This is a genomic window from Moraxella sp. ZY200743, assembly GCF_050885545.1.
Lineage (GTDB): Bacteria > Pseudomonadota > Gammaproteobacteria > Pseudomonadales > Moraxellaceae > Moraxella > Moraxella haemolytica.
In genome coordinates this window covers 1,884,523-1,896,662 of the sequence record NZ_CP091313.1, presented here as the reverse complement: position 1 = coordinate 1,896,662, position 12,140 = coordinate 1,884,523, and the positions used below count along the sequence as shown (strand labels likewise).

Annotated in this window: 20 protein-coding genes; 4 read left to right on the top strand and 16 right to left on the bottom strand. The window is 46.1% G+C overall.

Translation table 11 applies throughout. The annotated features are described in order from the left end of the window. Positions 1 to 41 precede the first annotated feature (41 nt). Complete coding sequence (locus L3D27_RS09370) at positions 42 to 638, bottom strand: tail assembly protein (protein ID WP_432481028.1); 597 nt, start codon at positions 636 to 638, stop codon at positions 42 to 44. Between the two features lie 57 nt (positions 639 to 695). On the opposite strand from L3D27_RS09370, the gene L3D27_RS09365 reads away from it, so the two are divergent. Together L3D27_RS09365 and L3D27_RS09360 are read left to right on the top strand one after the other, a co-directional pair. After that, a complete protein-coding gene (locus tag L3D27_RS09365; RefSeq protein ID WP_373628894.1) occupies positions 696 to 977 on the top strand; it encodes a type II toxin-antitoxin system RelE/ParE family toxin in 282 nt (93 codons plus the stop codon). 10 nt (positions 978 to 987) lie between these two features. Then, complete coding sequence (locus tag L3D27_RS09360) at positions 988 to 1,287, top strand: HigA family addiction module antitoxin (protein WP_373628893.1); 300 nt, start codon at positions 988 to 990, stop codon at positions 1,285 to 1,287. Here L3D27_RS09360 and L3D27_RS09355 read toward each other — a convergent pair. Continuing rightward, on the bottom strand, positions 1,262 to 2,065 hold the full coding sequence (locus L3D27_RS09355; RefSeq protein ID WP_432481027.1) for a C40 family peptidase: 804 nt from the start codon (positions 2,063 to 2,065) through the stop codon (positions 1,262 to 1,264). The two genes, L3D27_RS09360 and L3D27_RS09355, sit on opposite strands and share 26 nt — an antisense overlap. A 130-nt stretch (positions 2,066 to 2,195) precedes the next feature. Here L3D27_RS09355 and L3D27_RS09350 point away from each other — a divergent pair, with 130 nt between their 5' ends. Then, a complete protein-coding gene (locus tag L3D27_RS09350) occupies positions 2,196 to 2,384 on the top strand; it encodes a type II toxin-antitoxin system HicA family toxin (protein WP_432481026.1) in 189 nt (62 codons plus the stop codon). 58 nt (positions 2,385 to 2,442) lie between these two features. Next, on the top strand, positions 2,443 to 2,850 hold the full coding sequence (locus L3D27_RS09345) for a type II toxin-antitoxin system HicB family antitoxin (protein ID WP_432481025.1): 408 nt from the start codon (positions 2,443 to 2,445) through the stop codon (positions 2,848 to 2,850). Here L3D27_RS09345 and L3D27_RS09340 read toward each other — a convergent pair. The 14 genes from L3D27_RS09340 to L3D27_RS09275 form a co-directional block, all read right to left on the bottom strand. Further along, positions 2,847 to 3,518 (bottom strand): phage minor tail protein L, encoded by a 672-nt coding sequence (locus L3D27_RS09340; protein WP_432481024.1) that lies wholly within the window; start codon positions 3,516 to 3,518, stop codon positions 2,847 to 2,849. The genes L3D27_RS09345 and L3D27_RS09340 overlap by 4 nt on opposite strands. A gap of 5 nt (positions 3,519 to 3,523) precedes the next feature. After that, positions 3,524 to 3,913, bottom strand: coding sequence for a hypothetical protein (locus tag L3D27_RS09335; protein ID WP_432481023.1), 390 nt, complete (start codon positions 3,911 to 3,913; stop codon positions 3,524 to 3,526). A 64-nt stretch (positions 3,914 to 3,977) separates the two neighbouring features. Then, the gene (locus L3D27_RS09330) at positions 3,978 to 4,313 is read right to left on the bottom strand and encodes a phage tail protein (RefSeq protein WP_432481022.1); all 336 of its coding nucleotides are present in this window, start codon (positions 4,311 to 4,313) and stop codon (positions 3,978 to 3,980) included. A gap of 9 nt (positions 4,314 to 4,322) precedes the next feature. Next, the gene (locus L3D27_RS09325) at positions 4,323 to 8,366 is read right to left on the bottom strand and encodes a phage tail tape measure protein (protein ID WP_432481021.1); all 4,044 of its coding nucleotides are present in this window, start codon (positions 8,364 to 8,366) and stop codon (positions 4,323 to 4,325) included. Between the two features lie 60 nt (positions 8,367 to 8,426). Beyond that, positions 8,427 to 8,591, bottom strand: coding sequence for a hypothetical protein (locus tag L3D27_RS09320; protein WP_432481020.1), 165 nt, complete (start codon positions 8,589 to 8,591; stop codon positions 8,427 to 8,429). Between the two features lie 61 nt (positions 8,592 to 8,652). Then, positions 8,653 to 8,964: a phage tail assembly protein T gene (locus L3D27_RS09315; protein ID WP_432481019.1), complete on the bottom strand. Its 312-nt coding sequence runs from the start codon at positions 8,962 to 8,964 to the stop codon at positions 8,653 to 8,655. Between the two features lie 23 nt (positions 8,965 to 8,987). After that, complete coding sequence (locus L3D27_RS09310; protein ID WP_432481018.1) at positions 8,988 to 9,320, bottom strand: phage tail assembly chaperone family protein, TAC; 333 nt, start codon at positions 9,318 to 9,320, stop codon at positions 8,988 to 8,990. A gap of 61 nt (positions 9,321 to 9,381) precedes the next feature. Continuing rightward, positions 9,382 to 9,816, bottom strand: coding sequence for a hypothetical protein (locus L3D27_RS09305; protein ID WP_284673399.1), 435 nt, complete (start codon positions 9,814 to 9,816; stop codon positions 9,382 to 9,384). 122 nt (positions 9,817 to 9,938) lie between these two features. Then, complete coding sequence (gene gp17 / locus L3D27_RS09300; protein WP_432481016.1) at positions 9,939 to 10,289, bottom strand: tail completion protein gp17; 351 nt, start codon at positions 10,287 to 10,289, stop codon at positions 9,939 to 9,941. Between the two features lie 64 nt (positions 10,290 to 10,353). Then, on the bottom strand, positions 10,354 to 10,725 hold the full coding sequence (locus tag L3D27_RS09295) for a thermonuclease family protein (RefSeq protein WP_432481913.1): 372 nt from the start codon (positions 10,723 to 10,725) through the stop codon (positions 10,354 to 10,356). An 8-nt stretch (positions 10,726 to 10,733) separates the two neighbouring features. Further along, the gene (locus L3D27_RS09290) at positions 10,734 to 11,273 is read right to left on the bottom strand and encodes an HK97-gp10 family putative phage morphogenesis protein (protein WP_432481015.1); all 540 of its coding nucleotides are present in this window, start codon (positions 11,271 to 11,273) and stop codon (positions 10,734 to 10,736) included. Beyond that, positions 11,263 to 11,601 carry a phage head closure protein gene (locus tag L3D27_RS09285; protein WP_432481014.1) on the bottom strand — a complete coding sequence of 113 codons (339 nt, stop codon included), beginning with the start codon at positions 11,599 to 11,601 and terminating at the stop codon, positions 11,263 to 11,265. The genes L3D27_RS09290 and L3D27_RS09285 overlap by 11 nt, the downstream gene beginning before the upstream one ends. Before the next feature lies 1 nt (position 11,602). Further along, positions 11,603 to 11,929, bottom strand: coding sequence for a head-tail connector protein (locus L3D27_RS09280; protein WP_432481013.1), 327 nt, complete (start codon positions 11,927 to 11,929; stop codon positions 11,603 to 11,605). Beyond that, positions 11,910 to 12,137 carry a hypothetical protein gene (locus tag L3D27_RS09275; protein WP_284673393.1) on the bottom strand — a complete coding sequence of 76 codons (228 nt, stop codon included), beginning with the start codon at positions 12,135 to 12,137 and terminating at the stop codon, positions 11,910 to 11,912. The genes L3D27_RS09280 and L3D27_RS09275 overlap by 20 nt, the downstream gene beginning before the upstream one ends. Positions 12,138 to 12,140 lie beyond the last annotated feature (3 nt).

Below are 12,140 nucleotides of genomic sequence, written 5' to 3'. Positions count from 1 at the left end.
AATAGGGTGTGATTTTGACTATTTGGGGCGTATTTTAAGCGTTAAATCTTTGCCCCTTGTATCATCTTATCTTCAGCGTAGATGGCGGCTGATGCAATAAACCCACCCACTTCTCGCTCACCGTACAAAATGGGTACAGGATTGCCTTGTGCTACAGTCGTTACCGCACCGCCAAAGCCGTTATTTGGCTTGTTGCCGTCTTCATTAGCAGGGTCTAGTTTGGGGGTGGGCATCAGTAGACTGGCAACACCGCCAATCATCAGACCCACACCAGCACCAATCAATGCTTGTGCTCCTGGCACAAGCACACCGACCGCCACCAACGCCGCCCCAGCCACCACTTGTAGCCAGCCCATTGCTTTGCCGCCACTACCCATGACTTTGGGAACGATGTGAATGTGGTTAGCAGTGGTGGTATCGTTAAGCTGATTTTCACCGATGTTGGTACGCTCGTTGCGTTTTTTACCGTTAAACACAGCAAAGCGGATGCCGTCTTGCTCAGCACGCATCATAAATGCTTTAAAAGCAGGGATTTGACAAGCAATCGCATGGCAGGCTTCTTTTGCCGATTTAACATCTAATTTAAAAAATCTGCCGAATTTTTTGGCAAGGATGCCGTGTAGTTCGATGGTTTTCATTTGACAAAATTTCCTTATGGGTGTAAAGTATAACGATACAGTTTACAGGACGGTTTGATGATTGTTTCTTTTAATCATAAAGGGCTGGAAAAGTTTTTTACCACGGGTTCAACAGCTGGCATTCAGCATAAGCATAAAAACCGATTAAATGTACAATTGACCCAGCTAAACATGGCGGTATCACCCCAAGACATGAATATGCCCGGCTGGCAACTGCACGCCTTAAAGGGCGACTTAGATGGTCATTGGGCGATATCGGTTAATGGCAACTGGCGATTAACCTTTAAATTTAACGACGATGGCAATGCCGAAATTGTCGATTATCAAGATTACCATTAAGGAGTAAATCATGAAAATGCACAATCCTGCTCACCCTGGCTTGGTACTAAAAGACGGCTTGGGCGACATCAGTGTTACCGAGTTTGCTAAGCATTTGGGCGTCAGCCGTGTTACTTTAAGCCGTATTTTAAACGGCAAGCAAAGCATTACCGCTGATATGTCGCTTCGCATTGCTCGGGCTTTGGGGACGAGTGATGATTTATGGTTTCGTATGCAAAACCAGTACGACCTATGGCAAGCCCAAAACAACCCCAAAATGGACTATTCCACCATCAAGCCGTTATTTACGCCAGAAACTGTCTATGCCTAACCACCATTGCCGTGCGTTTTTGCCAGCTCTCACCATAAATCTCACGCTTGGATAATGCCGAATGTGGGTGATGCAATACTAGGCAATCACCCACACAGTCAGGCGTATTTTCGCTGGTTAATTTGCCATCACCCACAAAGATAAGGGCGTGGTTAATGTGGTGGGTGCGACCGACACGGCATAGGATAACATCGTGTTTTTGTAATTGTGCTGGGTCATCAATGACATCAAATCCTGCTTTGGTAAAATTATTTTCATAAAGCGGTTCGTGGTTTGGGTTTTCCCACCACTCATCAGCCCTTGCAAAATCAGGCAGTTCAATGGATAGTTCTCGCTTGTAATAATCACGCACCAAGCTATAACAATCCTGATAGCCATGCACATAATCACGCCCAAGTAGCGGCGTTATCTCTTTGGTAGGCTTATGGCGTTTGATTTCGCTGTACCATTCGCCCGTTACCAAATCAAACCCGCAGCCACAAATCACCCAATCTTTGCCGTGCATGGTCATCTGTATGCGGTCAATCTCAGATGGTTCTGCTGTGCCGTTTGGGTGGCTATGTACAATGGCTAAAATACCAAAGCTGTACTCAAAGTCGGCATAGTCCTGTGGGTCAATCTCAAAATGATTGAGTGGGTCTTTGGCAACATTAGGCAGGCGTACATAATCCACCGTGCCATCTGCCACACTCTGTACAATCAGCCCACAGCATTCATTGGGGTAATCGTCCCAAGCGTGGGATATGATTTGGTCTTTTAGGGTTTTGGTGAGTCGCATATTTTTTCCAATAAAAAACCGCCCATATTAGGCAGTGTGAAATAATTTTATGAAAATAACCCTAATAACTCTTGACTTAACTAATATCTAGGGTTATAATAACCCCATATTAAGCAAATTGGAGTTTAAAATGCCGCCAAGTAGCGATGAAATGATAAAGCGAATTACCGATGATGGTTGGTATCTTGTAGCACAAAAAGGCTCTCATAAGCACTACAAGCACCCAACCAAAGAGGGCAAGGTTACTATCCCAAGCGGTCGTAAAAGCCTACCAATCGGAACACTAAAAAGCATTATCAAACAAGCAGGGCTAGAATAATCTAGCCCCACTCAAAAGCTACTTAAAAACAATTTTAAACCCTTAAAAAGGAGTAAGTATGTTATTTCCCATTGCCATTGAAAAACCTGCCAATGAACACGAATGCTATGGCGTGATTGTGCCTGATATTGCAGGGTGTTTTAGTACAGGCGACACCCCAGATGAAGCGATTAAAAACGCCTATGAAGCCATTAGCTTGCATTTAGAGAGCATGGCAGAAGACGGTGATTTTCTACCCACCGCACACCCTATCTTTTACCATCAAGACAACCCAGATTATCAAGGTATGCTATGGGCGGTCGTGGAAGTAGATATGTCTGCGTTTATGGGTAAAGTCGAAAAAATCAATGTTACCCTACCCAGTCTATTAATCACCAAAATTGATGAAAAAGTGTCCGCCCATAAGTCATTATACAAAAGCCGTTCTAATTATTTGGCACAGCTTGCGATGGCAGATTTGGCTTAACTCACCAAACTACTGGCAGGAAAGCCGCCAAAGCTGTCTTCATTGTCTCTTAGCTTACAATCTGGCATCGTGCCACCGCACACATCAAGGCTTGGGTCATCGGTTATCTTGCCGTCCATCGTAAAGCGTTTGGTGCCTGTATAACCACACTCTTCGCCACGATAACGACCACACACCGCCCAATGACAAAAGGTGGTGATGTTTCTGACTGGGATTTTTTGACCGTCTAGGTCCACAGGGTTAGACAGTTCAAATTCCACGATGCCCGATGTGGGATTTTCGCTGACCTTTTGCTCAATGTACCATTCTTGCTGACGGTAATTTTGGCTGTCGGTAGAATTAAGATACTCTGCCAAAGTGTGCGTTACGGTCAGTTTCGCCCCTGCAAAGTCATCATACAGACGACACAGGGCAGACACCGCCCCTTGTACGCCATTCACATTATCGCCGATGGTTAATTTGGGTGTTGATGCTCTACCATCTGACCGCATTTCTAGTCCGTCTGCTTTGATGGCAATAGGGTGAAATTGTTGTCCTTGCCAAGTGATGACGCCGTCATTATGACCATGAAAGCGGTACACATCGCCGCCAAGTCGTCTGGCGTCCAGCTCGTACAAGGTGATCAAACCTTGTACGGTGCTTTGTTGTATGTCTGCATTAAAGCTCATAAGCGTTACTCGCTGTCTGCCGCTTCATCGCTGACATTTTCGGCAGTTTGGGCAGTCTTGTCGGTAACTTCCACCGCCACGCCAAATTCGCCATTTTGATACACACAGGCAAAGGCGGTGATGGTTTTGTCGTTATTCCACCCTTTAAGTTGATTGAGCTGAGCCGTTGCCCATGCTAGAATCTCGGCACGAAATGCGGTGGTGCGGTTACGCTTTAATACGCCATTGTCTTTTTCTCCATTGACGACTTCAAAGCCGTCATCTTCGGGGTAGTAGATAATTTCAATATGATTGGCTTTCTCGCCGTGCTGAGCTTGCCAAGCGTCCACTTGGTAGATAAAGTCTTGCAAGGTCTTGGCTTCGGTGCGGTTTAGGGTGGTTAGGGTTTGGGTCATGGTTTTGCTCCAAATAAAAAGCCCCAAGCGGTATTGCGTGGGGCGGTTGTTAAGGCGATATTGCCTAAAAAACTTGTTCAAACTTCAAGCTAATTTCCCAAAAGTTACCTTTTCTTTGAGAAATTTCATAATCTTGGCAAATGTATTTGGCGGTCGTGCCATGCGGATCAGCCCAATAAAAGGGCGTAACGCCACCATGCTCATCAAGAAAATCTTTGATTGGCTTGATGACGGTCGCCCAGTCGCCAGTTTTGCTACCGCTCCAATCGGTGCGTTTATTGTTAATACCAAAACTCACACGCTGGGCATAGCCATCACCAAACTGGGCTTTTGCCACAGAGTGCTTGACGCTGGCAGACGCTCCCATGTTCATTTTCCAAGTGAAAGCTTTCAGGCTCATTTCATCCCCTTATCGTCCATGTTTGACGAAGTTATAAATGGAGCGACCTTGTCGCATCTCGCCTTGAATAAGTGCGAGCATACCTGCTTTAAAGGCTTGCCCCATTTGGTTTTGAGTATCATCTTTAACATCATGCGAGCCATCCGCATTGATTGTGATGTGTTGGTTGATAACAACACCACCACCGTTTTGTAAGTTATTTAATTTGTCATCTAAGGCTTTGGCGGTGTGTTTGGGTAACACTCGCTCGCCTTTTTCCAGATTCCAAGTGCCTGATTTGGGGACGGACATAATGCCGTCGTGAGCTTGTCCGATGGGCTTGATGGCATTGACCATAGGCACCAAAGAGCCTGTCTCAGCCAGCGTCTTAGCAACAGCTCCCAGATTGGCAGGAAAAGGGGCTGATGCCCAAGCATTCGCCAGTGCCACTTTGTTTTGCATCAAGATGCGGCTGATGGCATAGGCTTTTTCAAGACCAAACGCCCATTTGTATTGTTTGCTTTTCTCACCGTACATCATTTTCATAAGGTTTGTTGTGCCAGCCAATAAGGCTTGGTTGCTGGATTCAGCAAGTTGTCGCTTCTTGGCTTTGTGCTGTTCAATCAGTGCCCTCTCTTGGCTTTGGTAAGTGGCAAGGTCAATCAAACCTTGCTCACGGGCTTCTTCAAGCTTTGCCTGCTGTTCTTCAAGCACCTTATCTAATACAGCCTTTTTTTGATACATTTGACTGACAAAATCAATACCACCACCAAAGCTTGTGAGGTTGGCGGTATTGATGGCATCGCCAAACACTTTTTTGTGCTTTAAATCATCAAACAACTTGGTCAGCTCAGACACCTGCTCTTTGACTTTTTCAGCACCGACAATCTTGTCAATCTGACTGGCATCGTAGCCGTCTTTTGCCAAGTCATATACTAAGGTGGCGTGTTTGTCTTGCCAATTCGCCAAAATATGTTTATGCTTGGCGATGTCGTCGGTGGCAGATTTGACTTTTGCTAAGCGTTCAGCGGCTTTTAACTCATCTTGCAGGGCTTTGGTGCGGTCAAGATAGCTTTGCTTAATATCATCAGATACACCTTCATACTCTTTGGCGGTGTTTAACTGATGTTGCAATACTTCAAGTTCACTTTTGCCAACCAGTAGAATTTTTTCATCAAGCTCTGCGATTTTTTGTGTCAGATTATGGGTGTTTTGCTTGGCATTTCTTTGCTCAATCAGTGTTTTTAACCGATTAAAATTTTCATCGTTGATCATGGCGTAGTTGCTACGCTGTAATTCAAGCAAGCCAATCTCATCAAGCCCAATCTCAGCAATCTCTTGACGCACTTTTTGCAGGCGTTCGCTAAATTCCACCGCCTTTTGCATTCTGTCATTTCGCTCAGCCAAAAGTAACAGCTGGGCGGTGTCATGCTTGCCGTATTTGCCAAAGGCAATGTCAGCGGTCAACTCGGCAAAGGGGTTTTGTTGCAGTTTTAGCTTGCCAATAAACAGCTCACGGCTTAATCTTTGAAGCTCGCTTGTCAGTGCGTCTTTGGTTGTCTTAGCAAGCTTTTTGGCGGATTTTTCCACCATTGGGGCTTTATGATCAATACCCAGTGCCAAGCCTTCTGATACCCATTCGCCCAACGATTTCATCACCCGAGATGGCGAGTGAATGTCAAACGCACTTTTGACCGCCCCAATAACCTTGCCAGCGATTTCTTGGGCTTTATTAACAGCAGCAGTGATTTTCTCGCTCATGCCGTTAATTAAGCCTTGAATGGCATCACGACCCATTTGTAGTAGCCGTGTGCCTAGGTCTTTTAATGCACTGATGATGTCATCTTTGGTCTTTTTAGCGATTTGCACCGCTCTATCAAAGCCATCTTTGAACGCCTGACGCACCGCCGTCATATCCCCACGCACAAGCGATTTAATCACATTAAAGGTAGTGGTAAAGATATTTGTAACGAGGGCAAATCCTGCATTAAACACGCTGGCAAATACGGTTAAGCCTGCGGTAAAAATGGCTTTAATTGCTGTCATCGCCGCTGATACGGCCGCTTTTACGCCATTCCACACGCTTTGAGCCACGCTTACCAAGCCATTCCAAGCACTTGAAAAAAAGCTTGCAACGCTTGTGATAATTGGCTTAATCGCATTGATGGCTGATTGCACGGCAGACTTAACGCTATCCCAAACACTCGTTGCGACACTGACAATGCCTTGCCACGCTGATGATACAGCAGATGACAAGCCTTGCCATGCCGCCACAACGGCGCTAAATACCGTCTGAGCAACAGCGGTGATGCCAGACCATGCCGCACTTGCAATGCTGGCAATACCGCTAAAGATGCTGCCAATATTAGCGACCATCTCTTGTACTGGTGCTGGCATACCGGCAAGCCAATTTGCAAAGGCTTGTTTGATGGCGACCCATGCGGTATTGACACTGCTAACAACGCTATCCCAAATACCACTAAACCACGCACCAATACCACCCCATACGCCTTGAATCCATTGCCATGCTTGGTCTGCATACTGCGGTATGGCGTTCCATACTTCAATGGCTGTGGCTTTGACAGTGTCCCAATTCATGTACAGGGCGACACCTGCGGCGACTAGGGCGGCAATCCCCACAACCACAGCGGTCACAGGGAATCCAAGTGCCGCCAATGTCGCCCCAAACATTTTGACAGCACTGAACACATTAAAGATGGGGCTGATAATCACGGCAATCATTTTGCCGATTGACACCATCGCACCGATACCGCCTGTTACCGCCGTGAACGCCAACGCAAGACCACCCAGTGCCGCAATCGCACCCAGCACACCGCCTACAATGGCGGTGATGGTCGTAACCAGCTCTGGATTTTTTTGTGCCCAGTCGGTGATGCTTTTTATCACTGGTGTGATTGCCTCCATCGCTTGATTAAGCACGGGTAAAAACGCCGTACCAAAGGCGATTTTCATGGCTTGCATGTTGTTGTCAAACAGCTGCATTTGTGCTGCTGATGTGCCTGCCATGGATTCAAATTCCTCAAGCATGGAGCCTGCATAAGTAGCAGAGTCGCCCATCGCTTTTAAGTTCTTATCCACCGTATCGATGTTAGTAACCAGCTGTGAGATGGCAGCAATGGATTCTGAGCCGAAGGCGTCGTTTAGCACCGCCGCACGCATATGCTCTGGGACTTTTTGGACAGCTTCTAGTACTTTTCTGATGGTGCCTTCGCTGTCAGTCTGCATGTCTTTGGCGACTTGGTTGTAATCAAGCCCCATCTGAACGAATGCTGCCTTAGCAGACTTTGATAAGCTCTCGCCTTTGACGAGCTGTAGCGAGAAGTTTTTTAGGCTGGTCGCCGCCACTTCAGGGGCGATACCGACCATAGACGCAGTTAAGGCGGCAATGGTAGATGAAGAAATGTTCGCCATCTCAGCCAATGAGCCGATGCGTTGCACCACTTCCATGATGTGCGGTGCTGAGTTGGTGGAATTGTTGCCAAGGTAGTTAATCTGGTCGGCAAGCGTCTCCACTTCTGTCTGTGTCATGCCAAAAGACGCACGCATTTCTGCCATTGCTTTGCCTGCTTCTTCAGCCGTGATGTCAAACGCCACGCCCATCTTAACCGCAGACTCGGCAAAGCGTGTCAGCTCATCTCGTGCGATGCCAGATTGACCTGCTGCCTCCATGATGGCGGCAATGTCGGTCGCTGCCATCGGTAGGCGCTGCGATAAAGCGATGATGTCTTGCTCCATCTGCCTAAACTGCTCAGGCGTCTCAAAATCAATGACTTTTCTGACGCCTGCCATAGATTTTTCAAAATCTACAGCCGCTGTTACAGCACCCTTAATACCAACCGCCATCACGCCTAAGCCTACCGCCGCTACTTTTCCTGCGGTCTGCAAGCCTTGCAAGGCTTCACGGTTTTTTCGCTCAACTTTGTCCATTTTGGCGTGCATGTCTTGCACGGATTTTGAAAACTTGCCAAGCTGGTCATTAACCTTGCTAAGATTGCGGTCAAAAGCGGTGGTATTGGCTTCTAGGACGATTTGTAATTTTGAAATGACGGACATTGTTTTTTCCAATAAAAAAACCGCTCCATAAGAGCGGTCAATGATAATGGCAACGATGAGTTAGGCTTTTTGGTGTTCTTTATAAATCTTATATAATTCAATCACATGCCCGATGGTAAAATGATAAAGTATGACACCGATAATCAGCAAAGGAATGCCTACGATCGGAACCAAAAAACACAGGGCAATCGCAAAGCCAATCAATAAAGCAAGCAGTGTGAGCATGTTACACTCCCATGCAAAAAAATGTATCATGCTTAAATCATACCCCAAGCAGATTTAATTTTCAAGAGGTTTTGTTAAACATGGCAATCATTGCCGCCACTTCTTGTCGCGCCTTGATTTTTTCTTGCTCTTTCTCAAAGACTTCACGCATCTCATCGGTCATTGGATTTGGATCAATGATCAAAAAATCATGCACGGATTTGTTCTTGTCGCCAGCTTGCAGATAGGCAAGCAGGGCAAAACCTAAATCGGTGCGATAACCTCCAATGGGATCAATGTCATCATACGCTTGCCATTCGACAAGCTCGTCCACCGTGAGTGTGCGTTCAAGCTCGCCCACCGTCTTACCAAGATGGGCGGCAAGCTTGAACAAAAAACGGCGGTCTTTATCGCTGATTAGTTTTTTTTAATGTCATCAAGTTTGGCGTCAAAGCCATTGATTTCACTAATTGCACCGACAATGGCGGTCATCTGTTCAGCGGTTAGATTGCCTAGTTCTTTGACATCGTTATCATTAAATAGGCGTTTGCCATTTTCATCGCACAGCGAATATGCCACCTTGTACAGACTGGCGGTAACATTGTCAGTTTTCTCACCCTGCTTGGCAAGCTCGCCTTGTTCAGCGACTGTCAATTTTTTCAAGTAAACTTCGCCAAAGCCATTAATCTCTTTTAGGATGGGTGTTGTTGCGATGGCAGCTAAAATAGCAGCTTTAGTTAATGCGGTCATATTTTTTTCCTTTTTTTAGAACAAAAGCCCATCAATAGGATGGGCTTGGTGGTAAGTTGATTTAGACGGTGAGTTCTTTTTTAACTTCACCCGTGATGGTGATTTTGCCTTTTTTGCGAAGTTTCTTTTTGGTGTCTTCGCCATCGGTGGTCAGCTCAGCAATCATACCTTTAAATTCACGGCTTTCTGCTGGCGCTTCTACGAATTTATACTGAAAATACAGCTCTTTACCCGTATCAAAGCCCGTCTGTAGCAGCTGATGTGTCTCGTCATCAGGCAGTAGTACATATTCAAACTCAACCTCAGACTCTTCTTTAAAATCCACCGCTGCCTTGACTGTACGACGATCATCGGTGGCGGTGATTTCGTCCAGCACTTTGGCTTCGTTGGGCGGTGCCGCCTTGGTTAGGCGGTTGATTTTTTTAAAGGTGCCTGACGCGCCCGTCTCAGACACCCACAGCTGATAAAAGCTGTCTTTGGTATTTTCTGCTGACATTTTTTCCCCCTATTGCTTGATTGTGGTAAAATGGTGGATAAGTCTAACGACTGTCTTTAAATTTCTACTACTGTAGATTGCTGACATATTATTCTCCTGTCAGTTGGTTGGTGGTAAAAAAATCAATCTGGCAAAGTTTGCCAAAATTCGTATTCAATCAGCCCACGCCATAGCCCATCATCGTGCAAATAGGTCGTACCGCCATAGACGGACGGCTGTATGGTATCCAGTTTTCGCACGGCTTTGGCTGAAAGCTCAAGGGTGCTGTCATAGTCATTGGTATAAACATCTATCTGCACTCGCACCCATTCATGACCTGTTATACCATCTAGGGTATTATCGGGCTGATTGGATATAATGTTATAGACGATATAGGGTGGCGGGTTGGTTTGGCTCTCTGGCACAAAAAGCGGATAGCACCGCCCACCGACCAGCTCCGAGAGCAGGGCATAAATTCGTTCACTTGCGGTCATATTTTTTCCAATAAAAAACCGCCTATCTGGTGGATAAGCGGTTGATACAGTTTTGAGATTGCGACTATTTACACAAAGTCTCACAAGGAATGCCATCACCATCTCTATCAAGACGAGATAAACCACAAACATTAAGATAATGCTTAGCTTCGGCACATGATGACATTTGCTTACAAGTTCGTTTTGAACCGCATTTACCGCCACTATCTGCCAAGTCTCTTTTTTCTTGTGATTGTGCTATTTGTTGCGTTTGGACGGGGGTGGTCTGCTCACCACGCTTGCCACGCCTAAAATCACTAGGATATATGGCATCAGGTTGCGACCATAAACCAAGGCTATCTCGTCTTGCCTTGGTTTCTAAGTCTATATATTCATTATCCTTGATGTATTCACGATAAGCCCAAGCCGTACCCAATGCCACCATTTCTTTGTTGATATTTTTAACTAGCCCATGATTTTATCAATCCGTTCCCCGAGCTTTTGGGCAAAGCGGACTTCGGCATTGGCATAGCCACCATCAAATGTCGGACGAAAAATAGGACGTGGGGCTTGGCTAGATGTCCCAAACTCATTAAAGTACCAATAATAAGCCGAGCCATACGTCTTACCCGTACCTTCTGAGACATAAATGGCAATGGCAGCACCGTCAATATTGGCAGATACGCCACGAGTCAGTCGTCTGCGTTTGATTGATTTTTTATACAAACCAGGGGCTTGCATTTGGTATTTGCCTGTACCACGTTTGGCACGTCGTCTGCGTTTTTTGCCATTTTTATCAAAATAATAGCCATCGCCTTGACCGCCTGACATATACCGCCGATACATACTGGGACTAACAGGGGCTTTGGCTCTAACTGCTTTATACATTGGCGTACTGGCAAACATCAATGAGCTGTACAGCACCTTGCCGGCATCTTTGTTGCCGAGCTCATCACGAAGTGCCTTTAATTTGTTATTTAGTTCGTCTAAACCGTTAATCTGCATGAGACACCCATTTTAACATCAGCGTCATATACTCACGCCCACTGCCATTATCAGCGAGCGGTTCGCCAACAATCTCATACATCCGCCCTGCGTATTGGACACGCATGGTGTGGTCTATGTCGGTGCGGTAGCGGATTGTGAGCCGTGCCGTTACGTCCACGCCTGCCGATTGCCCAGTTACCACATCTTTGACCGATAACGGAGCAAACTGCCCCCATAGCGTGAGTATATACTCCCATTCATGCGACACCGACCCTGTTACCGAGCGTGTGGTTGTCGCTCGGTAAAATTTGATACGATGGCGTAGTTGTCCTGCACCGATTGCCATTTTACACCCCCATATAGCGATGCGGTTGCAATAAAAAATCCACCGCATACGGCATTTTAGCGATATTAACCATATTTGCCCCTACCGTCTCACGGTTGGCATACCAGTGGGCGATAAGCATAAGACAAGCGACATTGATGTCATCGCTCAATAAAATACTGCGTTTTTCGTCTGTATCAGGCGGTATGTCATCAAAAAACAGTGTCTTGTCGGTAAATTTTTCCACCGCTCGATATGCCGAGTTAATGTACAGATTTAACAAACCATCTTCGTCATCGTGTTCAATTCGGCATTGATGTTTGACTTGTTCAAGGGTGATTTTGTTCATCTTTATTATCCAAGTCGCTCTCAGCTTTATTTTGTACCTTCGGCTCAGCCTTGTTCTTTGGTGCTGCCTTGGCTTTCTCGCCTGCGATTGGTTCAATTAATCCCATGCTAATCAGAATCTTGGCATCGTGTTCGTTGGTAACTTCTCGGCTCTCGCCTGCAAAGTATTGTTTATCGCCATAATGTTGGCGGATAACTTTATATTTCATCAA

Bases quoted from the DNA above. Each gene is read 5' to 3' on its own strand.
- L3D27_RS09370 (WP_432481028.1), bottom strand. From the start codon at position 638: ATGAAAACCATCGAACTACACGGCATCCTTGCCAAAAAATTCGGCAGA.
- L3D27_RS09365 (WP_373628894.1), top strand. From the start codon at position 696: ATGATTGTTTCTTTTAATCATAAAGGGCTGGAAAAGTTTTTTACCACG.
- L3D27_RS09360 (WP_373628893.1), top strand. From the start codon at position 988: ATGAAAATGCACAATCCTGCTCACCCTGGCTTGGTACTAAAAGACGGC.
- L3D27_RS09355 (WP_432481027.1), bottom strand. From the start codon at position 2,065: ATGCGACTCACCAAAACCCTAAAAGACCAAATCATATCCCACGCTTGG.
- L3D27_RS09350 (WP_432481026.1), top strand. From the start codon at position 2,196: ATGCCGCCAAGTAGCGATGAAATGATAAAGCGAATTACCGATGATGGT.
- L3D27_RS09345 (WP_432481025.1), top strand. From the start codon at position 2,443: ATGTTATTTCCCATTGCCATTGAAAAACCTGCCAATGAACACGAATGC.
- L3D27_RS09340 (WP_432481024.1), bottom strand. From the start codon at position 3,518: ATGAGCTTTAATGCAGACATACAACAAAGCACCGTACAAGGTTTGATC.
- L3D27_RS09335 (WP_432481023.1), bottom strand. From the start codon at position 3,913: ATGACCCAAACCCTAACCACCCTAAACCGCACCGAAGCCAAGACCTTG.
- L3D27_RS09330 (WP_432481022.1), bottom strand. From the start codon at position 4,313: ATGAGCCTGAAAGCTTTCACTTGGAAAATGAACATGGGAGCGTCTGCC.
- L3D27_RS09325 (WP_432481021.1), bottom strand. From the start codon at position 8,366: ATGTCCGTCATTTCAAAATTACAAATCGTCCTAGAAGCCAATACCACC.
- L3D27_RS09320 (WP_432481020.1), bottom strand. From the start codon at position 8,591: ATGCTCACACTGCTTGCTTTATTGATTGGCTTTGCGATTGCCCTGTGT.
- L3D27_RS09310 (WP_432481018.1), bottom strand. From the start codon at position 9,320: ATGACCGCATTAACTAAAGCTGCTATTTTAGCTGCCATCGCAACAACA.
- L3D27_RS09305 (WP_284673399.1), bottom strand. From the start codon at position 9,816: ATGTCAGCAGAAAATACCAAAGACAGCTTTTATCAGCTGTGGGTGTCT.
- gp17 (WP_432481016.1), bottom strand. From the start codon at position 10,289: ATGACCGCAAGTGAACGAATTTATGCCCTGCTCTCGGAGCTGGTCGGT.
- L3D27_RS09290 (WP_432481015.1), bottom strand. From the start codon at position 11,273: ATGCAGATTAACGGTTTAGACGAACTAAATAACAAATTAAAGGCACTT.
- L3D27_RS09285 (WP_432481014.1), bottom strand. From the start codon at position 11,601: ATGGCAATCGGTGCAGGACAACTACGCCATCGTATCAAATTTTACCGA.
- L3D27_RS09280 (WP_432481013.1), bottom strand. From the start codon at position 11,929: ATGAACAAAATCACCCTTGAACAAGTCAAACATCAATGCCGAATTGAA.
- L3D27_RS09275 (WP_284673393.1), bottom strand. From the start codon at position 12,137: ATGAAATATAAAGTTATCCGCCAACATTATGGCGATAAACAATACTTT.